Source organism: Tolypothrix bouteillei VB521301 (assembly GCF_000760695.4).
Lineage (GTDB): Bacteria > Cyanobacteriota > Cyanobacteriia > Cyanobacteriales > Nostocaceae > Scytonema > Scytonema bouteillei_A.
In genome coordinates, this window is sequence record NZ_JHEG04000001.1 from 1,632,711 (window position 1) to 1,655,993 (window position 23,283).

Annotated in this window: 25 protein-coding genes; 4 read left to right on the plus strand and 21 right to left on the minus strand. The window is 42.5% G+C overall.

Features of this window, described 5'->3' with window-relative positions:
• Positions 1-57 precede the first annotated feature (57 nt).
• Positions 58-1,197, minus strand: a complete 1,140-nt coding sequence (locus tag HC643_RS06505; RefSeq protein WP_237265844.1) for an RNA-guided endonuclease InsQ/TnpB family protein — start codon at positions 1,195-1,197, stop codon at positions 58-60.
• Positions 1,170-1,307 (minus strand): hypothetical protein, encoded by a 138-nt coding sequence (locus tag HC643_RS06510; RefSeq protein ID WP_153021525.1) that lies wholly within the window; start codon positions 1,305-1,307, stop codon positions 1,170-1,172. Before HC643_RS06510 ends, HC643_RS06505 begins: the two co-directional genes overlap by 28 nt.
• A gap of 178 nt (positions 1,308-1,485) precedes the next feature.
• Between HC643_RS06510 and HC643_RS06520 the strand changes: the two genes are divergently transcribed.
• Positions 1,486-4,362: a tetratricopeptide repeat protein gene (locus tag HC643_RS06520; RefSeq protein WP_082051804.1), complete on the plus strand. Its 2,877-nt coding sequence runs from the start codon at positions 1,486-1,488 to the stop codon at positions 4,360-4,362.
• A 112-nt stretch (positions 4,363-4,474) separates the two neighbouring features.
• On the opposite strand, the gene HC643_RS06525 is transcribed toward HC643_RS06520, so the two are convergent.
• The 16 genes from HC643_RS06525 to HC643_RS06600 form a co-directional block, all read right to left on the minus strand.
• Positions 4,475-5,164: an SDR family NAD(P)-dependent oxidoreductase gene (locus HC643_RS06525; protein WP_038088410.1), complete on the minus strand. Its 690-nt coding sequence runs from the start codon at positions 5,162-5,164 to the stop codon at positions 4,475-4,477.
• 102 nt (positions 5,165-5,266) lie between these two features.
• On the minus strand, positions 5,267-6,064 hold the full coding sequence (gene modA, locus HC643_RS06530) for a molybdate ABC transporter substrate-binding protein (RefSeq protein WP_038088407.1): 798 nt from the start codon (positions 6,062-6,064) through the stop codon (positions 5,267-5,269).
• A 462-nt stretch (positions 6,065-6,526) separates the two neighbouring features.
• Positions 6,527-7,579 carry a histidinol-phosphate transaminase gene (gene hisC / locus HC643_RS06535; protein ID WP_038088404.1) on the minus strand — a complete coding sequence of 351 codons (1,053 nt, stop codon included), beginning with the start codon at positions 7,577-7,579 and terminating at the stop codon, positions 6,527-6,529.
• A gap of 20 nt (positions 7,580-7,599) precedes the next feature.
• Positions 7,600-8,271, minus strand: a complete 672-nt coding sequence (locus HC643_RS06540) for an HAD family hydrolase (RefSeq protein ID WP_038088401.1) — start codon at positions 8,269-8,271, stop codon at positions 7,600-7,602.
• Between the two features lie 4 nt (positions 8,272-8,275).
• Positions 8,276-8,941 carry an HAD family hydrolase gene (locus HC643_RS06545; RefSeq protein WP_202048592.1) on the minus strand — a complete coding sequence of 222 codons (666 nt, stop codon included), beginning with the start codon at positions 8,939-8,941 and terminating at the stop codon, positions 8,276-8,278.
• Positions 8,928-9,440, minus strand: a complete 513-nt coding sequence (locus HC643_RS06550) for a GNAT family N-acetyltransferase (protein ID WP_038088398.1) — start codon at positions 9,438-9,440, stop codon at positions 8,928-8,930. The genes HC643_RS06545 and HC643_RS06550 overlap by 14 nt, the downstream gene beginning before the upstream one ends.
• The gene (locus tag HC643_RS06555) at positions 9,437-9,904 is read right to left on the minus strand and encodes a GFA family protein (RefSeq protein WP_153021524.1); all 468 of its coding nucleotides are present in this window, start codon (positions 9,902-9,904) and stop codon (positions 9,437-9,439) included. The genes HC643_RS06550 and HC643_RS06555 overlap by 4 nt, the downstream gene beginning before the upstream one ends.
• 282 nt (positions 9,905-10,186) lie before the next feature.
• Complete coding sequence (locus tag HC643_RS06560; RefSeq protein ID WP_038088395.1) at positions 10,187-10,498, minus strand: type II toxin-antitoxin system RelE/ParE family toxin; 312 nt, start codon at positions 10,496-10,498, stop codon at positions 10,187-10,189.
• A 3-nt stretch (positions 10,499-10,501) separates the two neighbouring features.
• Positions 10,502-10,768, minus strand: a complete 267-nt coding sequence (locus HC643_RS06565; protein ID WP_038088393.1) for a type II toxin-antitoxin system ParD family antitoxin — start codon at positions 10,766-10,768, stop codon at positions 10,502-10,504.
• 307 nt (positions 10,769-11,075) lie between these two features.
• Entirely contained in the window at positions 11,076-11,990 is a 915-nt protein-coding gene (locus tag HC643_RS06570; RefSeq protein WP_038088543.1) for a TauD/TfdA dioxygenase family protein, read from the minus strand.
• Positions 11,991-12,112: 122 nt separating this feature from the next.
• Positions 12,113-13,489, minus strand: a complete 1,377-nt coding sequence (locus tag HC643_RS06575) for an LLM class flavin-dependent oxidoreductase (protein ID WP_038088390.1) — start codon at positions 13,487-13,489, stop codon at positions 12,113-12,115.
• Between the two features lie 330 nt (positions 13,490-13,819).
• A complete protein-coding gene (locus HC643_RS06580) occupies positions 13,820-15,040 on the minus strand; it encodes a glutathione S-transferase family protein (RefSeq protein WP_038088387.1) in 1,221 nt (406 codons plus the stop codon).
• A gap of 83 nt (positions 15,041-15,123) precedes the next feature.
• On the minus strand, positions 15,124-15,453 hold the full coding sequence (locus HC643_RS06585) for a 4Fe-4S dicluster domain-containing protein (RefSeq protein ID WP_038088384.1): 330 nt from the start codon (positions 15,451-15,453) through the stop codon (positions 15,124-15,126).
• Between the two features lie 156 nt (positions 15,454-15,609).
• Positions 15,610-17,232 carry an FAD-dependent oxidoreductase gene (locus HC643_RS06590; RefSeq protein WP_050046352.1) on the minus strand — a complete coding sequence of 541 codons (1,623 nt, stop codon included), beginning with the start codon at positions 17,230-17,232 and terminating at the stop codon, positions 15,610-15,612.
• A 187-nt stretch (positions 17,233-17,419) separates the two neighbouring features.
• Positions 17,420-18,385, minus strand: a complete 966-nt coding sequence (locus HC643_RS06595; protein ID WP_038088381.1) for a HEAT repeat domain-containing protein — start codon at positions 18,383-18,385, stop codon at positions 17,420-17,422.
• Between the two features lie 9 nt (positions 18,386-18,394).
• Positions 18,395-18,622: a 4Fe-4S dicluster domain-containing protein gene (locus HC643_RS06600; protein ID WP_050046351.1), complete on the minus strand. Its 228-nt coding sequence runs from the start codon at positions 18,620-18,622 to the stop codon at positions 18,395-18,397.
• A gap of 644 nt (positions 18,623-19,266) precedes the next feature.
• Between HC643_RS06600 and HC643_RS06605 the strand changes: the two genes are divergently transcribed.
• Both HC643_RS06605 and HC643_RS06610 read left to right on the plus strand, forming a co-directional pair.
• Positions 19,267-19,857: a hypothetical protein gene (locus HC643_RS06605; protein WP_137986466.1), complete on the plus strand. Its 591-nt coding sequence runs from the start codon at positions 19,267-19,269 to the stop codon at positions 19,855-19,857.
• Entirely contained in the window at positions 19,841-20,119 is a 279-nt protein-coding gene (locus tag HC643_RS06610) for a cyclic-phosphate processing receiver domain-containing protein (RefSeq protein WP_050046350.1), read from the plus strand. Before HC643_RS06605 ends, HC643_RS06610 begins: the two co-directional genes overlap by 17 nt.
• Before the next feature lie 45 nt (positions 20,120-20,164).
• On the opposite strand, the gene HC643_RS06615 is transcribed toward HC643_RS06610, so the two are convergent.
• Together HC643_RS06615 and cutA are read right to left on the minus strand one after the other, a co-directional pair.
• Positions 20,165-20,947, minus strand: coding sequence for a class I SAM-dependent methyltransferase (locus HC643_RS06615; protein WP_038088370.1), 783 nt, complete (start codon positions 20,945-20,947; stop codon positions 20,165-20,167).
• A 12-nt stretch (positions 20,948-20,959) separates the two neighbouring features.
• Positions 20,960-21,292 carry a divalent-cation tolerance protein CutA gene (gene cutA / locus HC643_RS06620; RefSeq protein ID WP_038088366.1) on the minus strand — a complete coding sequence of 111 codons (333 nt, stop codon included), beginning with the start codon at positions 21,290-21,292 and terminating at the stop codon, positions 20,960-20,962.
• 200 nt (positions 21,293-21,492) lie between these two features.
• On the opposite strand from cutA, the gene HC643_RS06625 reads away from it, so the two are divergent.
• Positions 21,493-21,915, plus strand: coding sequence for a VOC family protein (locus HC643_RS06625; RefSeq protein ID WP_050046349.1), 423 nt, complete (start codon positions 21,493-21,495; stop codon positions 21,913-21,915).
• Positions 21,916-21,979: 64 nt separating this feature from the next.
• On the opposite strand, the gene HC643_RS06630 is transcribed toward HC643_RS06625, so the two are convergent.
• A complete protein-coding gene (locus tag HC643_RS06630; RefSeq protein WP_038088362.1) occupies positions 21,980-23,275 on the minus strand; it encodes an MFS transporter in 1,296 nt (431 codons plus the stop codon).
• Positions 23,276-23,283: the final 8 nt, after the last annotated feature.

Below are 23,283 nucleotides of genomic sequence, written 5' to 3' on the forward strand. Positions count from 1 at the left end.
CTTGCTGATTTCTTCCTGCTTCGTCCTGGGGATGTCGGCATCCTCCAGTCCACAGGCTCATCCCGAAGAGCTTTCGGTGGTAAACGCATATTTCCATAAGTTAATTGCAGCGTTTAAGTCCCTGTCACACTTAAAATTACAAACCTCACAATGGTAGATTCGTTCATCTAATGTGAGGGATTTTTTAAGATGACCACATTTGGAACAGGACTTTGAACTTGGATAAAATCTATCCGCCACAATCAACTTTGTTCCAACCAGTTTACACTTGTACTCTAACTGGCGTCTCAACTCATAAAAACTCATATCCTGCACGGCGGCGGCTAGCTTATGATTTGCCATCATCCCTCTTACATTTAAGTCTTCTATCGTTACAAAGCTGTGGTTTTTGGCTATGTAAGTAGTTAACTTATGCAAGTAATCTTTTCGGAGATTGGCAACTCTTCTATGTAGCCGTGCAATCTGCATTTGTGCTTTTTTCCAATTAGCAGAGCCTTTAACTTTATTCCGGTGTAACCACTGCATTCGGCTTAATTTAGCTTGATGCTGTTTGTCAGCTTTTACTCCTTCAAACACTTTTCCAGTGCTGAGAGTGGCTAATGCTTTAACACCTAAATCTACCCCTACATCGGGATGCATCCACGTTAGGGAGCATCCTGGCTCTAAATCCTTGACCTCTACTTTGTAGCTGATAAACCATCTGTCAGCTTCACGGGAAATCGTACAAGTCTTGATAGGAACGGAAGGTACTTTCTCGTAAGTTTTCAGAATTCCTATTACCGGAACTTGAATTCTTTTCACTCCTTTTACTTTGATTGTCCCTTCCAAGGTAAAAGAATCCTGTTTCCCTTTCTTCTTAAACTTAGGTACTCCCTTTCGTTTTTCCAAGCCATCTTTCCATGCTACTCGCAACGCTCTTAACGCCATTTGCGGTGTGGATTTACTGCATTCGTAATACCACTTATTCTCAGGTTTAACTAGTGCAACTAGCCATTTATGCAATTCAATTGCGCTTGGGAATGGAATTTTATCGTCTGGGTTAACTTTATTGTGCTCTAGGAGCTGCTTGGTTAATCCTAATCCCCAGTTCCAGGCATGACGTGCCACCCCACAATGTTTTAACATCATTGTTCGTTGCCAGTTATTTAGCTTTAGTTCGGTTTTAAATCCTAATAACATGGCAACGCTTTCATCCATTCTCGAATTGCTTGTGACTTGTTCCATCCTTGCGCTTCGGCATACTTTTCCAGCTTAGTTAGCTCTAGTTCGGTGAGTAAAACTTTCACCCATTTATCTCGGTGTACCATATTGCCCCTTTTCCTATGTAGTCATATCATGTCTATATTATGACTATCTCACCAGTCGAGAACACCGTATCTGTCCCGAATATAAAATCAAAAAGCTCTGCAATTGTGCCGAGCCCTGCATAGCTTTGCATAGAGATTAAGTTACAGTTACTAGCCCTAGCCCTTTCTCCAAGCGTTTATGAGTCATAGCCCGCGTATCAAAACAATTCTGATTCTGGCTGCCATTCCCCATGGACTACGCTTGGATAAGGAAATTCGTTCAATTGAAGAAGCTATCCGCCGTGCTGCAAAGCGGGATGTCTTCGAGATTAAGATTAGGACTGCTGTCCGTCCTCAAGATATTCGCCGCGCTCTTGCAGAAGAAAAACCCCAAATTGTCCATTTTTGCGGACACGGGCTAGAAGATGGCAGCTTGCTCTTAGAAGACGATTCAGGAGAAAACAAGTCTGTCTTAGCAGAAGGGCTTGCATCACTGTTTCAGTTGCATACAGATTATGTAGAATGCGTACTGCTTAACGCCTGTCATTCTGCTAAACCAGCTAGTGCAATTAGCAAACATATCAATTACGCGATTGGGATGAATCAGCCCATTGGGGATAAGGCAGCACTCGTATTTGCAACTGGGTTTTACGATGGGTTGGGCTATGCAACTTCAGATAATATTGATGTGTATCAAAGGGCTTTTGAGGAAGGTAAGGTTGCAATTCAATTAGAACACCTTTGTGAAGAACAAACTCCAGTTCTTCAAAAAAAACAACGAGAGCTAGTAAAAGCACACTCAAGCAATAGCTCTGCAACATCAACTGAAGTGCTCAAAGCAGGTAACCCTCATAAAACTTTAGCTTATTGGCAGGGACGCACAACAGAGTTACAGCAACTCGAACAGTGGCTACACGATAAAAATATCACTTTAATTGGTATAGAAGGTATTGGGGGTACGGGAAAATCAACACTGGCTAGCAAAATTTATGAAGAAACCAAAGGTTTTCCCAAGCGATTTTGGGCTGATGTGGGTTCTGGAGACGTTTTTAGTGACCTAGCTTATCAAGTTTTAAACTACTTTGGCTATCCTATCCCAGAACGAGAATCACAACTCATAGAAGCTCTCATTAAGTGTTTGCAATCAGGAGATTATTTATTTATAGTTGACAATCTAGAAAGTTTATTACGATCGGATGGACAGTGGCACAGCCAGTTCTATGAAGATTTTTTCAAAGCTTGGGTAGAATGTGGCAGCAGGAGTACAGTCATAGTCACGACTAGGGAACGACCTCAATTACGCGGCGTTGAGTGGTTATCGCTTAGAGGTCTAAACATCGAAGAAGGAACGGCATTACTAGCTCAATTAGGTATTAAAGGAGATTTAGAGGCATTTACCAAGTTAGTGGATGGACATCCCCTGCTGTTGAAATTAGTAGCTTGTTTACTAAAAGAAGAATATCCTCATGACCCTAATTTAGAGTATTTGGTAGATTTAGGGTTAGGAAATTTGCAGCAATTGCTAACCGATGGGCAAGTTGTTGGTCAGCACCGACGGGAAACAGTAGGAATGGCGTTGGTCTTAGATGCTAGCTTCAAGAGATTGAATGATTTTCAAAAAGATCTGTTACTGAATGTTAGTGTTTATCGTGGTTCTTTTGATACTCGAGCGGCAAGTGCTCTCGTACCCCAGCAAGAAGCAACAGCCATTGAGAAAGAATTAAAAAACTTGGTTAAGCGTTCCTTTTTATTAGAAAAACTCAACGAGCAGCGTCAGTTTGAATTTCAACCTGTGGTGGTTGAATATTTGCGGTACAAAGCAGGCGATCAAACTTTAGCACATCAGCAAGCAATCTCTTACTACAAAGAAGTTGCTAAACAACCACCTTGGCAAGCAATTGATGATGTCAAAGCACACCTGGAAATTTTTTATCATTATTATCAACTGAGAGATTACGACAAAGCTTTTGATAGCATTTGGATTTGTAATAATTTCTTAAAATTGCAAGGCTATTACACTGTTCAGGTTGAACTCTGCGAGCAGATGATAGGAGTTTGGGAAAAAACGAGCAGATACGAAAATCAGAAATATCAATCTCTCCTCACCACTTTAGGAACCGCTTACTACTGGCTCGGACAATACCAACAGGCAATCTCAATCCGCCAACAATCTTTGGAGGTAGCTAGGAAAATTGGCGATCGCCAGCTTGAAGCTCAATCTTTACACAATTTAGGCACTGTTTACAATTTACTTGGGCAGTATCAAAGAGCTATGGAACTCTACCAAGAGTCTTTGGAGATAGCAAGAGATCTCCGCGATCGCCAGCACGAGGCTAAATCTTTAAATGGTTTAGGTACTGCTTACTATTGGATGGGGCAGTATCAACAGGCAGTAGAATTCCGCCAGCAATCTTTGGAGATAGCAATCTCAATCGGCGATCGCCAGGGAGTTGCCATTGCCTTAAGCGGTCTGGGTGCTGCTTATAGCTTGCTCGAGCAGTTTCAACAAGCAATAGAATTTCACTCCAAGCAACTGGAAATAGTTAGGGAGCTTGGCGATCGCCAAGGAGAAGCCATTGCTTTGGGTGGGCTGGGTACTGCTTACTGCGGACTTAAAGAGTATCAGCAGGCAATAAAATACCACCAACAGCATCTAGAAATAGCTAAGAAGATTGGAGATCGCCGAGGAGAAGGCATTTCTTTAGGTAATTTAGGCGTCGTTTACTACTGTCTTAAGCAGTACGAACAATCTACAGAATTCTATCAGCAGCAATTAGAAATAGCAACGAAGATCGGTGACCACCAACAATCCGCTAAAGCTTGGTTTAATATTGGTCTTGCATTAGAAAATCTCAATCGAGAATCAGAAGCGATTGATGCTTATCATCATGCCTATAAACTTTATCATCTTCTAGGGATTTATACTTATATGCAAGAGTGCGATCGGCGTATTGAACAACTAACAAGGGCAGAAGCAGCACCGAATATTGCCCCAAATTTACAAAGATGGCTAAGTCACTTGAGGTATTCAAAAGAACAACTATGGCAATATATATTCGCTTGGTTTAAACAGTAAAAATGGATGAGACTCAAACCATATACAAAGCTTGATTTCAAATATTTTCAAACCGTTGAATCTCAATCAAATAACCATCAGTCTTGGTGGGAAAGTGCCAAAACGGGAAAGGTTAAAATCGCTCAACCCAAGGGCGCAATTCGACTTCCCATGTCCAAGCATTGCGAGGTTGACGCAGAATGTTGAGATAAGTTTGAGCAATTGCATCGGGATCGAGCAAGCTATCAGGCTTGTCATCTGGTTCCTGACGTGTAGCAGAACGAATTGCACCATCAATGATGAAATGCGCTACATGGATGTTGTGAGGAGCTAATTCACGAGCAATGCTTTGAGCTAAACCTCGCAAAGCAAATTTACCCATGGCAAAAGGTGCAGATCTAGGATAACCTTTGACGCTAGCGGAAGCACCCGTCAAGAAAATAGCTCCTCCACCCAAAGCCAACATACGTTTCGCCGCCGCCTGAGCTACTAAAAAACCCCCATATGCTGTAATCTCTAAGGATTTGGCTACTTCAATTGGATCGAGTTCAATGAGCGAAGCCGCAATTCGCAAGCTAGGATTGTAAACAACTACCGTTGGTGCTCCCAACTTTTGTTCGACATCATGAAAGAGTTGATTGACTTCATCCGGTTTTGAAGCATCACAGGCAAAACTAATAGCTCCTATGTCCTGGGATAATGCAGTGAGCTTATCAATTCGCCGTGCGGCCAAAGCAACTTTTATCCCTTCGGCTGCAAACAGGCGGGCTAAGGACGCACTGAGTCCACTACCAGCGCCAACGATCAATGCGGTAGTTGTCATTTGCCGATCGTTCCTCGATTTCAGAATTAATACAGTTGGTTACTAGATTTTTAACTTTTTTCTAATAGCCATTGTACGGGACTTCTTACCTAAAGCCTAGAATTATTTCACAATAAATCCATATTTTTTGAGTACGCTCTTAGCTGGGTCGCTAGATAAAAACTTGACAAATCCTTTGGCAGCTTCAACATTTTGGCTGGTTTTGAGTATTGCCAGAGGATAAATAATGGGAGAATAATATTTTCCCTCTGTAGCAACAGCAACTTTTACTTTGTCAGAACTTTTTGCATCAGTGGAATAACCGAGCCCTGCATCAGCATTACCATTTTCTACTGATGCTAAGACTTGTTTGGCATTTTTTTCATAAACGAATTTAGGCTTGACTTTATCGAGAATGCCTAATTTTTTAAACACATCCTGTGCGTATTGACCTGCTGGAACACTTTTAGGATCTCCAATTGCAATTTTCTTAACCTTAGAGTTTGCCAAGGTATAGAAGCTCCTAATGCCAACAGAATTATCTTTAGGTACTATTAAAACTAGCCGATTGTTTGCCAAGATGCTCCGCGTTTTTGGAACTATTAGCCCTTTTTCTTCCAAACCATCGACTTGCTTTTTACTAGTAGAAATAAAAATGTCAGATTGTTTACCCTTTTCAATTTCTTTGGTTAATGCGCCTGAAGCACCAAAGTTATAAGTAATATTGATATTGGGTTGAGTTTGTTGATAGAGAGTTTTTATTTCTTCCAACGCATCTTTTAAACTACCCGCAGCAGAAATAGTTAAGTTGTTGCTTGATTGTGCCACAACGGCAGAGGGACCTGTCAATCGAACGCTAACCGCTAAAAGCAAGCTAACAGTAGCTGTAGAGAGAAGGTTAAAAATTTGTTTTCTTTTCATTTTTCTTAAAGACATGGCTTGCAGAAACGACTTGTTTACAACCTTTGCAGAAATTTTCTGGGTCAGTTGAAGAAAGCAGAGGACAAAATGAGTTTACAGAAAGGGATTCTGACCCATCCTGTATTGAGATGGGCTACAAGCCCTTACCACAAGAGAAAGTTGGCTACTTTTTAATTTAGAAGTCCCCAAACACGTTGAGAGGAATGGCGTCATTACCCACTAATTAGGTTTTCTTTGGGCAATACACACTCACAGTAGCTAAAATTTGTCACAAATCCATGAATGATTTCTACACTATGGCAATTTTAAAATACTAATATTCGATTGAATTACCGTATTTTTAATACATAGTCTCATAATCTTATTCAAAAAACAAGCCTTTTGTAACTGAAATACATAATACGGGCAGTTCAAAAAATGGGTTGCTTTTTAGCTTGGATCGATACCTTTTCTACTGATGCTTTATTTGACCAGGGAAAACAGCGTTTCTACGAGAATGCGATTTTGCTCGTCATTACCAACAGTGATACGTAATTTATCATCCAATCTTGGTTGTTTAAAATAACGCACCAAAATCTTGTGTTCTTTTAACCTTTGAGAAAGTTCCTCTGCATTTCCTTTTCTTGGTTGTACTAGTAAGAAGTTGGTTTGAGAATCCCAAACACGAAAGCCCAATTCTTTCAACTCAATTGCCAGCTTTTTTCGCGATGCTTTAATCTTTGCTATACAAGCATTTTTATAAGCTTGGTCATTCATTGCTGCTGCTCCAAGCGCACAGGCGATCGCATCAACGTTATAGCTATCCTTCACCTTGTATAACGTGCTGAGCAACTTAGGATTTGCGATCGCAAATCCCAACCGCAAACCTGCTAACGAGTATCCCTTGGAAAGGGTTCGGAGTGAGATAACATTGTCAAATTCTTGAGTTAAATCTAATGCATTTTCTTCAGCAAAATCTACATAAGCTTCATCAATCGCTAAAATTCCCGATAAATGAGTTGCAAGTTTTCGGAGATCCTCTATAGGAACCACATGCCCTGAAGGGCTATTAGGAGATGCAATAAATGTTACAGAGCCATTTGCGGCAATCAGTTCCTCCACTGGCAAACGGTAGTCCTCACTGTAAGGAATTTCAACACTTTCTGCAGCTTGCATTTGGGTCAATGTACGGTATAACAGATATGTTGGCACTGGATAGGCTACCTTCCGCCCTGGTTCTGCACAAGCTCGCATCACAACGCTTAACAGTTCATCACTTCCATTTCCAGCAATAATCCAATCAACCGGAACTCCTAAAGCTTGACTTGCTGCTTGGCGAAACTCCCGTGCAAACGCATTTGGGTATCGGCGCAATAGCTCCACATCAAAATTTCGCAGGGCTTCCGTAACTTGAGGAGAGGGAGGATACGGATTCTCATTGCTGTTGAGTTTGATAATTTTGGTATTGGGTTCGATCTGCTCGCTGGGGGTATAAGGAGGTAAGAAGTCGATATTAGAGCGGAAATAGTTCGTCATTTCCCAGCTTGTAGTAGTTGTTAGGAGATTACTTTTAATCTTAAATCCTCAAGCAACATTGGGATATCATCTGGAAGACAAGCGATCGCGTCAGCACCGTTAACCGTTAACTCCTGTTCGGTTCCATAACCATAAGTCACGCCAATCGAAGCAACATTCTGTTGCTTTGCACCAATGATATCGTGAAAGCGATCGCCTACCATAACCGTAGCAGAGGGTGAAAGGTTCTCTTTCTGTAAAATGTAGTGAATCAAATCACCTTTGACACTTCGAGTTCCATCCAGTTCGCTACCATAAACGCCATCGAACAAAGACGACAAGGAAAAATGCTCGATAATGCGCGTAGCATAGATATAGGGTTTTGAAGTCGCAACAAAAGTTTTACAGCCACCAGAGCGAATCGTTTGTAAGGTTTCTGGAATTTGAGGATAAAGCGAATTTTCAAACAACCCAACTGTGGAAAAGCGACTGCGATAAAGTGAAATTGCCCGCTCAAGTCGCTTGTCTTCCGAGGTGTTCAGTAACTGTGAAAAACTCTGTTTCAGTGGAGGACCAATACACCAATGCAAGCGATCGCCATCAGGTGGTTTATAGCCCATTTCAGATAAAGCATACTGAATGCAGCGAGTTATACCAACTTTGGGATCGGTTAATGTCCCGTCTAAATCAAAAAGAACAGCGTAGGAAAGCATAAATCTATATTTGTTGTAACACCAAAGAAGGCAGTTGGTACATAGAGTGGAAAACTCTCACTTCAAATGACTCAAATAGAGCCCTCTCACTTGGAGCAATGTAACCTAAAACTCTCATACCTGCAGCAACACCTGCACGCACACCTAAAATGCTATCTTCTACAACAGTGCAAGATGTAGCTTGAAATCCCATATGTTTGGCTGCATATAAGAATAAGTCGGGTGCTGGCTTCCAACTTCCAATTTCATACGAGCTAAAGATACGCCCTTCAAATCGAGGCAATAAGTTAGTGACACGCAGAGCTAACTTAATTTTTTCCACCGGACCACTTGATGCAACGCAAATAGGTAAATCTATTTTGTCTAGAGCCGCCTCTATGCCTTCCACAGGACGCAGTTCACGCTCGAATACCTCAGCAGTCCGAGCGCGAAGTTGAGTCACAAAATCTGGTGGCATTTTTCTCCCAAGCTTGTCTTCAATGACAGCAACACAATCAGCCATTTTGCAACCCTTAAACAACAAAATGGCTTCTTCAAGTTCTAGTGCCAGTCCCAACTCTGTCACAAATTCGACAAGAACGCGATTACCTAATGCCTCACTATCTACCAACACTCCATCACAGTCAAAAATAACCAGTTCTGTTTGCATTCCTTTTTTATAAATAGACATTTTGAGTGACTCGATACACATTCATTTCGATTCCACGATATATAGTGTCCCTCTCATATCGCATTCCTAATTTCTTGAGAACTTCTACCGATCTCATATTCTCACGTTGAACAATACCAAGAATATATGGGAGTTTGAGTCGAGTGAATCCATATCGCAAAGCTGCTGTCGCCGCTTCCGTTGCCAAACCTCTACCCCAAAACCTGGGATCGAGCCGATAGCCAATTTCTTTTTCTGCTTGATTATCAATTTCTTCAACTGCTATCCCACAATAGCCAATCAACTCATTGCTTTCTTTGAAAATAACAGCCCATTTACCAAAACCATATTTTGTATAGGAAGTAATGAAACTTGCTATTTTTTCCTGTGTTTGCAAGGGTGAAAGAGTACCTGCTAGAGAAAATTTCATGACTTGTGGGTTGGCAAGTATCGGTGCGAGCTGCTGAAAGTCTTCTAGTTGAAATTCTCTAAGAATGAGGCGTTGTGTCTCTACTTTCATTGTTGTTGTTTGTCTCCTAAAACTGTCGGTTGGGTGTCTTTCGTTTCTACGACAGTACGGTTACCAGGAAAGCTTGGCAGTTCGGCATCAATATAAGCCCACAGCACTGCGCGATCGCGCCAAATTTGATATGTTGGTTTAACTAGTGTTGGATCGTCTAGGCTTCCAGCTTTGATCCAAACAAACTCTGGCTTAGCAAAAGCTCTCGTAAATAAGGGCGAACCGCACTCCGGGCAAAATTCACGAGCGATCGTGTCGCCACTACCCGTTGTTTTTGTGTAGCTCCTGACATAACCTGAGATAACACGGAGATTCGGTGCATGAACTTTAACTCCAATATTAAAAGCGCTACCTGTGGTTTTCCTGCAATCGTTACAATGACAGTAGTTTGCTAATCCCAGTTCACCTCTGTACTCGTATCTAACGAATCCACACAGGCATCCACCAGTCACAAAATCATTCATAGGTTTTTTCTCCGAGCTAAAAGCTTTTTCCCAAAGGGAATTGGTCACAATCTAAACTTCTTGCATAATCCTTTTTTGGGCGGAAGACGCGATCGCTCAAAATCCCAATACTGACGAAGAAATTCGCCAACGACTTAGACAAGACTCAAATAGAATTGTTCGTGCTGCTGCAAGAGACAGCTTGAAAACGATGGGGGAAATTGGGAGATCCGATTCTGACACAACAGAATAAGGACTTTGAAACTTATGTCCTTTCCTCCCTCATCCTCACTTTATCGTTCATCACTCATCATCCAGTCCTTCAAACAAAGCGTTCAAATCCCGATAACCACTCACTACCCGTAGTATTTCGATTCCCCCTTCAATTGGGCGATAAAATATTATATAATCATCGACAGGGAAACTTCGTAACGATGGTAAAAGTTCATCGCGCCTGCGTCCCATGTTGGGAAAATTAGCTAAAGTCTTACACTTTTGATTGATTTTGATGAGAAAGCGATCTGCCGCATCTAAACTGCTGCTATCAGCAATGTAGTCAATAATATTCTCAATGTCCCGGCTGGCAGGAACGGTAAATCGGCAAATATTGCTCATTGACTAGCCTGTCGGCTCCCGACGCTGTTGTAACTTCTGCTGTAATTGGCTGAACACGGTTTCGCTATCAACAACTTCCCCGCGTAATGATGCTTCTACACCAATGGTGATTTCCTGCTGCAATTCTTCAAATCGCCCCTTGTAGATGCGTTCCCGGTCTGCCAATATGTGTAGTGCAGCCAGGACAACTTCTTCTTGTGAAGCGTATTTACCACTTTCTACCTGGTTTTGGACAAACTGTTCAAGTTCTGGAGTGAGTGACAGATTCATCGTGACTTACCGTGTGTTGTGTGCATTGTGTTTTCATTGTAAAAGTGCAGCACTATTTTATTTGAGTATTTTTTTATTAAAATCTGTGCGTTAAGTAAATTAATAATACTTAAAACACGCCAAAAGAGGGTTCTTGCGAACCCCACTCCCCACCAAGATACTCGGTTCTTGGTTCTTCATCATTCTACGTTCTTTATTAGATTGAACAACTGAGAGCCGCTTGTTCAGAAGAGGTGATAAATGCGCTAAACTGGTTTGCCCGATCGAACAGACCAAAGTTCTAGCGCAGAGTTTATCCTTCTCAATCTCAGGCAGCAACCGGTATACGTTGGTTGTAAGTAGAAGAGTCTCCCTTGATGGCCTCACTTTGTTTACCATCGATACCAACGGGGATATCTCCAACGAGTGTCACTCGCTGAACGTGGCGGGGTTGGTCACCATAATCAGCGATCGCGTAATGTTGAGTCGCTCGATTGTCCCAGAATGCGACATCACCCTCTTGCCAGCGCCAGCGAACAGTATTTTCCGGACGAGTCACATACGCCTGTAAAAGTCGGAGAATATCTGCCGATTCAGCTGGCGATAAGCCACGGATTTGACGAACAAAACCACCAATGAAGAGACCGCGCTCGCCCGACTCAGGATGAACGCGTACAACTGGATGAAGCGTTTCGTAGACAGTAGATGTGAAGACATCTCGGTACGCCTTAACCTCTTCAGAAATGTCAATTGGCGTAACGGCATAGTCATATGCGTTGCTATGTATAGCCCAGAGTTGGTCTGCAAGATTACGTAGATGCGCTGGTAAGTCTTGATATGCAGTTACGGAGTTTGCCCAAATTGTATCGCCTCCAGATGGTGGTATAACAATCGCGCGTAAAATAGAACCAAGCGGAGGACGATCTACGAAGGTGACATCAGTGTGCCAGTTATTGGCACGGGTAACAGTCCGCCCGTAATTTAGGTCTAAAACTTCTGGGTGTCCTGGAAATGATGGTACGGTAGGGTGTGCTGTTGTGACTTCACCAAATCTGCGAGCAAAAGTAACTTGCCCATTGGCATCTAGCTGTTGGTGACGGAAGAAAATCACTTTATATTGAACGAGTGCCTGACGGATCTCGCTGATAATATCCTTACTGAGATCGGCACTCAAGTCAACACCTATAATTTCAGCACCGATACGTCCTGCGACTGGTTTAATGTCAAAGTTTTGGAAACTCATATGTTTAATTAGAGGTTTAGGGGTTAGGGGTTGGGGAGGATAGAATTTCATCTAGAAGAACGATTTTCTTACCCCGACCAAAGTGTGTTTTCAGTGTGAATCCACATAGAGAAAATTTGTGCTTAAGTAGAGGCTCCTACTGTTACCAGTTCTGGCGATCCTGCACGAGAACTAAATTGGTTTACCGGACGGGGTAAACCGAGATTCTCGCGGAGAGTTTGACCTTCATACTCAGTCCGAAATAATCCTCGACGTTGCAATTCAGGAATCACTAAATTCACAAAATCATCTAAACCACCAGGTAAGTAAGGTGGCATGATATTGAATCCATCAGCCCCACCATTCACAAACCAATCTTCCAATAGATCTGCGATTTGTTCTGGTGTTCCTACAGTTTGTCGGTGTCCGCGTGCGCCAGCAATCGACAAATACAATTGCCGGATGGTTAAATTTTCTCTACGGGCAAGATCGGTCAGTAGTTTTTGACGGCTTTTACCACCGTTGGTCTCTGGTAATTCTGGAAGCGGACCATCTATTGGGTAGTTGGACAAATCAAATCCACCTATCATCCCTCCAAGCAAACCCAATCCAACGTGTGGATCGATTAATTCTTGAAGTTGCTCGAATTTGTCCTTGGCTTCTTGCTCGGTTTTGCCAATTACCGGAAAAATTCCGGGCATAATCTTGAGGCTGTCGGGAGAACGCCCGTACTGTGTTAATCGACTCTTGACATCCGTGTAAAATGCCTGAGCCTCTTCCAATGTTTGTTGTGCAGTAAAAATCACTTCTGCTGTTTGTGCTGCTAGATTCTTACCGTCCTCAGAAGACCCAGCTTGAATGATAACTGGATATCCTTGTACTGGACGAGCCACATTGAGAGGTCCTTTGACTGAAAAATGCTCGCCTTTATGATCGGGAATGTGTAATTTGTCTCGATCGAAGTAAATGCCTGATTCTTTATCGCGTAAGAAAGCATCGTCTTCCCAACTATCCCAAAGTTTAGTCACCACATCGACAAACTCTTTCGCACGCTCATACCGTAATGTATGCTCCATGTGCCGATCGCGGTTGAAGTTCTTTGCTTCAACTTCTGTTGCAGAAGTCACAAGATTCCATCCAGCACGACCCCCACTTAAATGGTCTAATGATGCAAATTTACGAGCAAGGTGATAAGGTTCGTTGTAAGTGGTTGATACCGTTGCTGTTAACCCGATATGTTCTGTTACGACTGACAAAGCTGATAGTAAGGTCAGAGGTTCAAAGTGAACAACTGTGGTTCGGCTTAGCGCTTCCTTTCCTGGTCCTCGTTCCCGCACAGCTACACCGTCAGCAAGGAAAACCATATCGAATTTGCCTCGTTCAGCTGTCTGCGCGAGTCGTTTATAGTGCTGGAAGTTCAGCCCTCCATCAGCTTGTGCGTTGGGGTGTCGCCACGCTGCTAAGTGATGTCCGGAACCGGGCAAGAATGCCCCTAATTTCAGTTGTTTTTTTGTACTCATTTTTTGGATGTTAGCCAAACTGTTAGGACATCTAACTATTTAAGATTTTGTTATTCTCGGATAAATTTACCGACTTAGTCAAGTTTACTAAGGACAGGAGGCAGAGCCTTCGAGCAGTCATTCCCAAGCAGAGCCTAGTGGTTCACCACATTGAATTTGAGGGTTGATTGAAAAACCGCAGAGGCGCAGAGGGCGCAGAGGAAGAGAAGAAGAGGATGAGCTTGAACATCGTTTTACCCATTAAAACTTATGTGGTGGACCACTAGGAACGAGAGTCTGGAAATGAGGGTTTGGGAACGAGAGTGGATGAAGGTATTTTATCCTTCATACTTAATAGAGTGATGCTAAGACTTTATCGGCTGCAGCTCGGAATGCTGTAGCAGCACCCGCACTCATATCACGAGGAGCACAGATGCGATTTCTCACATAGGCAAGTGTAATGGCTCCAACAGCTGCTACAGTCGGATCGGTGGTATTTTCTTTACCTCCCGTGCGTCCACCTAGTAAGGGTGAACCATTCCCATGAAGGAGATACTCTGCTAGCAGTTTAAGATGCCACTCAACAGCTTCTTTCACTGCTGAAATGTCCCCATCTGCTGCTAGTGCTTGCACTCCAGAGTTTTTCACGATATCTGCGATCGCAACTTCTCGGTTATCACTCAATCTTTCAGCAGCTTCTGCGCGGTACTGAAGTGCCTCAGTGTCTGTTGCATCTAGAGGTAATGGATTCCCGATTGGTTGTAAACCGAATCTGCGACGCAAAAGTAAATTGTTAGTTGTACTGTCCGATCTGACTCGGTGATAGGCAGGACGTTGTTTGATTGCCTCAAACCAAGCGTTAAGTCGAGGGAAGCGTTCATTTCCCTTGATATGATACCCTCGGTATACTGGTAGATTGGCAGCCAATCGATCCAAATGAGGGCTATACATAATATCTACCAAACTAAACGTTGACACAAAGTAAGGACCTGGGTATTTCCCTAAGGTTTCTTCAAGTGCGTCTAATTTAGCTTCCAACTCTGCTTGAAAGTTAGCTAGCTCGTTAGGATCTGAAGTTGGTTGTCTTAAAAATTTATAAGCAGCACCTAAAAAACCACTGGTTTCAGCATTCTCAACCCACTGTCTGGCCACTGCGTTTTCTTCAGGATCTTCAGGAAGCAGAGGCGGACTGCTAAACCGCTCCTCCAAAGCCAAGAGAATATCTTTAGATTCGTAGACTAATTCGCCTTCAATTTTTGCAGCTGGAACAAGTGTTGTGGGAACGAGATCGGTATACCACTTAGGCTTGTTACTTAAATCTATAAATTCTGTTTCAAAGGGAATTTCTTTTTCTTCTAAGGCAAACCAAACTCGTTCGCAAAAAGGACACCAAGAATTGGTATCGCGGTAGAGCAGTACAGGTGGTGTATCGGAGCTTAGTTTATGAAGACCACTGGGAATAGGAGCCGTAGAAGGTGATTGTCCGGGTCTGCGTATCCGCCGAGCCGGGGTATTTTTTCGGGCAACTTCTAACAATTGATCCCAAGTAGATATTGATTCTTGAAGTGGCATTTTTATCTTCCTCTAAATAAATAGTGATGATAAACTAAGTACAGCAAAAAACATGAAAATCACTTTTCCCTAACCCTCAATTCTTAGGGAGAGTATTTGAAGAATTTAGCAGATTGTTCTAGTTGCGCGGATGGAGTGCGTCCTCGTCCCCAACCCAACTTTTTGCGGTATGTTCCCAGCAATCCCGACTCCATTAAAAACTCCTCATCAACTGCAACAGATTCATCTGCTTGAGGAGCAACAAACAAAGCATCAACCGGGCAATACAATTCACAAATGTAACAAGTCTGACAATCACTCTGACGGGCAATTGTAGGAGGAGCATTAGAAACTTTGTCAAAGACATTAGTTGGGCAAACAGTCACACAAATATTGCAATGTATACAACGAGATTCACTGACTAATTCAATCATGAATTTTATATTTTATATTTTTGATTAATTGAATTTTCAATTCCGTCTTTCTGTCTTATAAGGTCACCGATTATCTTCTCCTATTTCTTCGCGTCCTTCGCGTCTTTGCGGTTCAATTAAATCAAAATCTTTGGACAAAATAGAAATAAGACTATTTCAACTCTGACAAACAATACTTTCTTGCCACATTTGATATGCAATATCTTGTTCTGGTTTGACCCAAACGCGATCGAGTCCACCACTCAACAAACGGTGTTGTTGTTTTGCATCAGTGTGGAAATAATCTTCATGTTTGTGCATACCGCGAGATTCTCTTCGTTCTAAAGCAGTGGCATACATCCACCTCGCCGTTGCAACCATTGCAGCCGCTTCTCTCGCTTGAATTGTTTGCTGTTCTGACTGAACGGATGCATTGCGAATTTCACTCCACAACTCGTCCAATCGCTGAAGTGACTCTGATAACCCGTGTTCTGTACGGAATAAGTTGCGATCGTATGGCATCACCTCCGCTTGTACTGCACGAATTATATCTGTGGGCTCAAAAGTACGGCTGCTAGGACGGAGTGTTGCTCCATCAATTCTATGTAGCGATCGCCTGTTAACTTGACTCCCTAATTGACGCGCATAAAGAGCAGCTGCTTCACCCGCCCAATCACCAGACGCAGTTGCCCACGCTGCATTGGGACTACCACCTCCTGATGCACCACCGCAAATGAGTTCTCGTGTTGCTGCATCTCCAACAGCATAAAGACCGGGAACAGATGTGGCACACGTTTCATCAACAATTCGCAATCCACCCGTACCCCGAACAGTTCCCTCTAAACGTAACGTAACAGGAAATCGTTGCGTAAAGGGATCGATCCCAACTCGCTCAAAGGGTAAGAAGAAATTATGTTGAATTGTTCGCATCCAACTTTTTTCTTCTTCAGAAGCTTTATCGATACAAGCATAAACGGGTTGAGTTAGCAATATACGGGCAATATCTCGGCGATCTTTGCCCTCGATCGCAGTTCCATCTTCATAGGTAAAAGTAGCATAGCGATAATATGCACCTTTAGTCACGGAAGCAAAGGCGGGAGTTAAAGCATAAGCGTTGGAAAACTCCATACCTGATAATTGAGCACCAACTTCAGCTGCCATAAGATATCCATCCCCCGTGAGGACATTGCATCCTAGGGTTTTGCTGAGGAAGGCGCATCCCCCAGTCGCAAGAATGACAGCTGCGGCTCGGATTGTCCAATGCTCCCCTGTCTGCCGATTCATCCCTTTTGCCCCTGCTACAGCACCGTCTGCATCTACCAATAGTTCCAGTGCGGGGCTGTGGTCGAGGATTTTTACACCTGCCTTTTTCACTTGTTTTCGCATCAACCGCATATACTCTACACCTTGATGCAGTGAAGGAAGATAAGGATGTCCGCTATCATCTCGAGAAAAGGGATAGCCCCACTCTACCAGCCGATTTAGGTTTATCCTAGCCCGATCTAAAACTCTGTTCATCCAGTCGCGATCGCTCAGAAAACCGCCTAGAGTTTCTCGTTTAGACAACTCTGCCTCGCGGTTTGCAGGATTGGAAACATACCAAACCGTTGTGCCAGCCGCTGCTGTGGCTCCACTAGTACCGCAGTAGCCTTTATCTGCAAGAATAACTTTCGCTCCTTGAGTGGCAGCACTCCATGCTGCCCAAGTGCCTGCCGGTCCACCTCCAATGACGAGGACATCTGCCTCCAAATCTAGGTGCAAACCAAGGGTAGATGCTAGCTCTGAATCACGAGCACTCACGGTTGCTGATTCTCCTAATTTATAAATGATTGCTAGGAATTAACAACGTCTATACTATAATACTATAAACTGACTGACTGACCGTATTTTAAGATATGTCACAGCTAGAAGAAAAAAGCAAGATCCTATAGTATGCAATAGGGGTTTAGGCTGAGGTCTGTTTTGATTCCAGCAAGTTGGCTGTGATTTACTGTTCCACTAACTGTGAATTAATCTTTTGAATGGCTCGTTCAGCTTGTATACTCACTTCACGATCGGGGTCATCAAGCGCTTGCTTGAGGGCGTAGAGGGCTTTAGAATCACCTAGATGACCGAGGGCGATCGCTGCTTCTTTTCTGACATCTGAGTAGCGATCGCTCAATGCAGCAATCAGAGCAGGTAATAATTTGGTGTCTGGTATTGCATGCAACACTTGTATGGCAAATTTCCGTACTTGCCAGTGTTCATCCTTCAAAGCTTTTTCCACAGATGGAGTTGCTTGAGGATGGGCGTGAATTGCAAGAGACTTAGCAGCATTGCGACGCACTTGCCAATCTCGATCGCAAATGAGCGTTTGACTGAGTAAGTCCACAACACCATCATCCGCTAAATGCCCTAAAGTTAGAGCCGCTTCACGGCGTACATTATCGTTTGAGTCATTTAACAGAAGTAAAGCTTGCGGACATTGCTTGACTTGATTGAGATAGCGGAGAGTTGTGACAGCGGTTTCTCTCAGTTGGGGATGCTCTGATTCAAAGAAACTCAGCACCGCAGGAAATGAGCGAGCATCATGAATCTTGCGTAAGAGAATCAGCACGTTCTGTTGTAAGTTAATATCCTGTTGCTGCAAAGCATTGAGCAACAATTGCAAATGTTCGCCAGATATTAGCTCACCCAATGCTGAGAGGGCTTCGCTACGAATGTCTTCTTCCGGTGAATTCAGACATTCCAGTAAAGCGGGGACGGCGATGGGATCGCCTAGCTCCCATAAAGCTGTCACGGCAATTTTTTGTACGGTGACGCTTTTATCTTTTAATGCGGCAATAAGAGCATCAGTTGCGGCTTCGTCCCCCAAATGTTGCAGGCTTTTCACTGCAACTAAGCGATCGCTTTCGTCGGGCGATCGCAGCAATTCCAACCATTGATTTAATTCAGATTCTGAATCCACCGTCATTTTTCAATCTCACCGCAATAAAAAAGGAATTTGAACTGTAATTGCGTTTGTAGGACATTCCTTCTGGCAAGGTAAACAGAACCAACACTCATCATATTTCATATACGCTTTGCCTGTTTCTGGGTTTTTTACCAAAACATCTAGAGGACAAACCTCAATACAAGCCGTACATTTCTCCAAACATTTGGACTCATCAACAATCACTGGAACATCGACTCTTTGATTGGTTAAAGCCATAGTCTGACTCCATTCATTAGTTACTAATTTGTATTATTTTTTACAGGTGCTACGAACATTCAAATCCGTAACAGTTCCAATAACCAGCAGGTATTTACATCAGAACATTCATTATATTACCATTATTCGGTCAATATACCGTAGTAAATATTTAATACTTATTAAGTAGGTGGGTGTGAATAAACAAAGGTATGTAAATGAATGTAAAGGAGAAATGAGAAGTTAGGCAGAATGAAACCGAAAACGCTCAACCGAATATCCACATTCCTTAGCTCGGTCTAGAATTCCATCCATAACTGCGAGCGCCTATATTTCACTCTCTCCTTTACACATTGTTACATACTTCTGTTTATTCACGCCCACCTACTTAGTAAAGATATCATTGGAAAGATTAGCCAACCTCTTAACCCTCCAGTAAACACGGAAGTTGTCACACAAAAAACAATAGATGATTTAGAAGAAATTTATACCAAATTACAACAAAATAATGCAAATAAAGGGGATTTTCAATTTATTGTCAGAAGCACAGATGGTGCTGTTTTTGTCAATGATCCAGTTAGTTTTACGCGAGGCAAAGGCCCAAGTGGTGATATATTAAATATCAGAGAACGCTTTAAAAAAACTCTCAAAAATAAAAGCAGACAGTGAAATATAAAATGTATAGTGAATTGCAGCTACTAAATTTAATCTTATCTAAGAAAAAGAATATTCTTGAGAAAGCAATTGGTCGTTGTCTAATTGAAGTTGAACGTTTCTTTGTAACTGATATCTCATCATTTTTAAAATATAGCCGATTTACTGAAGAAGAGTTTTTTTCTTATAATTCAGGTGCAGTCCAACTCTACTTTCAAGACAACCTAAATCATGCCTTAGCCGTATATGGAGAACAACTTTCTATAGTTGTATTGCCTGAAGTTCTATATGAAAATGAATTTGATAAGGGCTATCGACTTTCACAGATAAAAAAATTAGCCTCAAAAGAACTCGCAAACTGTCTTGGAAAAGTCTGTAAGGATGTTCGGATTTGGACTCTTTGGGAAGAGTTTGAATCTGAAGAAGCTAAAGAAGTTGCTGTTTCATACCTGTTGTCTAATGACTGTGAACTATTTTATTGTATTTACTTACATGATGATTTGAGTAGTGACTATCTATTGCTAGAAAAAGATATCGATAAACAAAAAGTAGCTAGCTGTTTTTCTTTGGCACTTGGAGATTATATTGGCTTTAAACGATAACTTACTTCAATCAAAAGTACCCCTCAAAGTTTTGCCGATTGAAGACACAGAGGAGCGCCAACGAATATTGACTGCACTCTATCGCTCACAGGCATGGGTGTTAGTTAACACTGGAAAACGTGCCATTACCCTTCTGAAAGCTTATGATTTTGACATTATATTTATAGATTACAATCTTCGCGGAGAACTAAATGGTGCAGATGTTGCACAATTTATTAAATCTTCTCGTAACCAAAATGCTCGCATTATCATTCATTTTTAGTATTTACTTATCTTAACATAGTTAGGTTTTTTCCCGCCCACCTACTTACTCTTCTATTGTTGCTCGTAAAAAACGATAACCAACATCAATTTCTGCCACCTGTCGAATTTTTCCATACTTTGCATCCCACTGACCGTTGCTTAAATCTGCTGCAAGAGACTGAACTGCGGGAGCGATTAAGTGAGAATTGGCTAAAGCAAAAGAAGAGATTCCCGCACGGACTTCAGGCTGTAAATACAATTCCGGACGTCTCCAAGCTGCTGCTGCAAATAAATCAGACAAATCGTGAGGTAACAAAAAAGGTATGGTTTCAACGTTTCTGTTGGTACTTGCCTGAATTAAGTTGGTAAGTTCTTGGAGTGGTAGAAATCGTAGCGCATCTTCCCAAAGCCAAGGAAAGTAATCATACAACCATATCTTTTCAGCCAGTCTGATATCAAAGGTTAGCAAAACTATTGCCCCAGATTTGACAACCCGATGCATTTCGCAAATCGCTTTTTCTAAGTCAGAAAAGTGGTGGATTGCCAGAACACTTATCAATCCATCAACAGAGCGATCCGGTAGAGGAATAGCTTCTGCACAGCCAGTTATCCATTTGATGTCTGGATGTTCGAGTGCTTGGGTTTGCATCACTAAAGAAGGTTCTATGGCACAGACAGAAAATCCACGAGCGGCAAGTGCTAGACTGTAACTACCAGTCCCAGCACCCAGATCGGCAATAGTGTTCCCTTTTGGTAAATTCAGTAAGTTAACTAAAGTATTGACAATCCGAGAATCGGGTATGCGGGTTGTAGAATATTGTTGACCGATTGAATCGTAAATAGGCATTGCATATAACTCTTATTCTACAAATGTTCTTTGTAAAGGGCGTAAGGGAACTTCAGCATTTAACCATTCCAAGAACTTTTGGTTAGTTTCTGTAGGTGAGATTTCTGCAATAAAGTTAGTGTAATTAATGTATTGGTGAATAACTCTTTCAATTTCACCACGGTATCCCGATTGCGTTTTCACAATCAACACCACTTCTGGCTCTTCTGTGATTTCTCCTTTCCATATGTAAGCGCAGGTTATGGGAAACCAGTTGACACAAACAGCTAGTTTTTGTTCTAACAAAGCACGCCCGATTTGACGCGCTTCATCTAAATTATTTAAGGTGACGTAGTAGAGTTTCATATGTCAGTAAAAATTTTAAGCTATTGTTGAACTTTTTAAAAAATTGTGTTACTTGATAGAATTACAGTATTATACTTCATAAGTATTGCATAATTTACAAGATCGAAGCAACCATTCTGTAGAGAACAAAACTCCTACGCTCCATTTCCAGATATGTATTTTTGATTGAGTACATAATGTTATAGAGGTTTAAAAACACTATGTTTCGCCCCATTTTTCATCTTGCTTTACCTGTCAGAAACCTAGCAGAGTCCAAGGAATTTTATGTGAGCGCCTTCGGTGCTAAGGTTGGTCGTGTCCGGGACAACTGGAGCGACATCTTTCTCTTTGAAGGGCAAGTGACTTTGCACGAACGACCTTCAGAGGTGTTACCGATGGGAGAACAGGGTGTGCGTCACTGGGGGGCGATTTTAGCTTGGGATGATTGGGAGGCTCTTGCACATCACCTGAATCAAATGAGGATTCAGTTTAAGGTAAAGCCAAATGTTTCCTTTGTAGGTACTGACGCAGAGCAAGCAAAGATGGTATTGAGCGATCCGAGCGGAAATGCGATCGAAGTCAAGGCATACAAAAATTTAGCAGTTGCTTTATCAATGGAAGACTTCCAAGAGTGTTCCACTTAAAAGCTATTGCAAGTATGACTGAGTACTTTTGCTTGACTTCTGCTCTACAATTTTGAAGACTTATTTAAGTTGAAGCTGTTTGTCGCTTTCCTGTAATGGGATTTTGACCAATACGCAGTACAAACAATGCTGCCAAAATGCACAGCAGACCCGACAAGATAAATGCTTGCATGTAGGTTCCCAAGACAGTCCGCATTGTCCCTGCTGTCAGAGTTGCTGTTGCTGCTCCAATTTGATGTGCTGCTACAATCCAACCAAACATTACCCCCGCTTTTTCTTTGCCAAACACCTGGGTTGTTAACCGTATCGTTGGCGGGACTGTGGCAATCCAATCTAAACCATAGAAAATTGCAAAAATCGAGAGCCCGTGAAACGAAGCAAAACTAAAGGGTAAGAAAATCAAAGACAATCCCCGCAGCCCGTAGTACCAGCACAGTAAGTAGCGATTGTTCCAGCGATCGCTCAGCCAACCGGATGCTGTTGTCCCTACAAAATCAAACATCCCCATGACAGCAAGCAATCCAGCTGCTTTGACTTCAGGAATGCCGTAATCGATGCAGGCTGGAATCAGATGTGTGCCGATTAACCCGTTGGTGCTAGCGCCACAGACGAAAAAACTGCCTGCTAACAACCAAAAGTCACGCTCTCTCATTCCCATTGTTAGGGCATTTAATGTCGTGGTAATAGGATTACCCTGAGACTGTTGCGACTCTTGCACTTCAAGGGGCGTTTCGTTGGTGTCACCAAAAGGTTGCAATCCAATTTGAGATGGTCGATCTCGCATGAACAAAGCAATCGAAGGAATAATCAGAAATGTTACGCCGGCGATCGTCAACGCTGCATTGCGCCAACCAAAGCGCTCTACAATGGAAGCGAGTAATGGTAAGAAAACCAATTGTCCGGTAGCTGTACTTGCAGTGAGAATACCAACGACCAAGCCTCGTCGCTCCACAAACCATCGATTCGCTACGATCGCGCCCAAAACCAAAGCAATTACCCCTGTCCCGCAACCCACAATAACGCCCCACAGCAAGACCAATTGCCATGGTTGTGACATTAACGTAGTTAAGCTAACACCAACTCCTAAAAATGCCAAAGCAAATACCATCGTGCGCCGAATCCCCAATTGCCCGTACACCGTCGCCGCAAATGGTCCGATTAATCCATAAAGGATTAAGTTCATCGAAATTGCAAACGAAATTGTTGCTCTTGACCAACCAAATTCCTGCTCTAAAGGAACCATGAAAACGCTAGGAGTTGCCCGAATTCCAGCAGCGATTAGCAGAGAAAGAAAAGTCAATCCTGCAACGATCCAACCATAGTGGAGCGATCGACGAACAAAATAGGAGGGTAAAGGCATGAGTGTCA

Coding starts and splice junctions, on each gene's coding strand:
- HC643_RS06505 (WP_237265844.1), bottom strand. CDS start 1,197: ATGGATGAAAGCGTTGCCATGTTATTAGGATTTAAAACCGAACTAAAG.
- HC643_RS06510 (WP_153021525.1), bottom strand. CDS start 1,307: ATGGTACACCGAGATAAATGGGTGAAAGTTTTACTCACCGAACTAGAG.
- HC643_RS06520 (WP_082051804.1), top strand. CDS start 1,486: ATGAGTCATAGCCCGCGTATCAAAACAATTCTGATTCTGGCTGCCATT.
- HC643_RS06525 (WP_038088410.1), bottom strand. CDS start 5,164: ATGACAACTACCGCATTGATCGTTGGCGCTGGTAGTGGACTCAGTGCG.
- modA (WP_038088407.1), bottom strand. CDS start 6,064: ATGAAAAGAAAACAAATTTTTAACCTTCTCTCTACAGCTACTGTTAGC.
- hisC (WP_038088404.1), bottom strand. CDS start 7,579: ATGACGAACTATTTCCGCTCTAATATCGACTTCTTACCTCCTTATACC.
- HC643_RS06540 (WP_038088401.1), bottom strand. CDS start 8,271: ATGCTTTCCTACGCTGTTCTTTTTGATTTAGACGGGACATTAACCGAT.
- HC643_RS06545 (WP_202048592.1), bottom strand. CDS start 8,941: ATGTCTATTTATAAAAAAGGAATGCAAACAGAACTGGTTATTTTTGAC.
- HC643_RS06550 (WP_038088398.1), bottom strand. CDS start 9,440: ATGAAAGTAGAGACACAACGCCTCATTCTTAGAGAATTTCAACTAGAA.
- HC643_RS06555 (WP_153021524.1), bottom strand. CDS start 9,904: ATGAATGATTTTGTGACTGGTGGATGCCTGTGTGGATTCGTTAGATAC.
- HC643_RS06560 (WP_038088395.1), bottom strand. CDS start 10,498: ATGAGCAATATTTGCCGATTTACCGTTCCTGCCAGCCGGGACATTGAG.
- HC643_RS06565 (WP_038088393.1), bottom strand. CDS start 10,768: ATGAATCTGTCACTCACTCCAGAACTTGAACAGTTTGTCCAAAACCAG.
- HC643_RS06570 (WP_038088543.1), bottom strand. CDS start 11,990: ATGAGTTTCCAAAACTTTGACATTAAACCAGTCGCAGGACGTATCGGT.
- HC643_RS06575 (WP_038088390.1), bottom strand. CDS start 13,489: ATGAGTACAAAAAAACAACTGAAATTAGGGGCATTCTTGCCCGGTTCC.
- HC643_RS06580 (WP_038088387.1), bottom strand. CDS start 15,040: ATGCCACTTCAAGAATCAATATCTACTTGGGATCAATTGTTAGAAGTT.
- HC643_RS06585 (WP_038088384.1), bottom strand. CDS start 15,453: ATGATTGAATTAGTCAGTGAATCTCGTTGTATACATTGCAATATTTGT.
- HC643_RS06595 (WP_038088381.1), bottom strand. CDS start 18,385: ATGACGGTGGATTCAGAATCTGAATTAAATCAATGGTTGGAATTGCTG.
- HC643_RS06600 (WP_050046351.1), bottom strand. CDS start 18,622: ATGGCTTTAACCAATCAAAGAGTCGATGTTCCAGTGATTGTTGATGAG.
- HC643_RS06615 (WP_038088370.1), bottom strand. CDS start 20,947: ATGCCTATTTACGATTCAATCGGTCAACAATATTCTACAACCCGCATA.
- cutA (WP_038088366.1), bottom strand. CDS start 21,292: ATGAAACTCTACTACGTCACCTTAAATAATTTAGATGAAGCGCGTCAA.
- HC643_RS06625 (WP_050046349.1), top strand. CDS start 21,493: ATGTTTCGCCCCATTTTTCATCTTGCTTTACCTGTCAGAAACCTAGCA.
- HC643_RS06630 (WP_038088362.1), bottom strand. CDS start 23,275: ATGCCTTTACCCTCCTATTTTGTTCGTCGATCGCTCCACTATGGTTGG.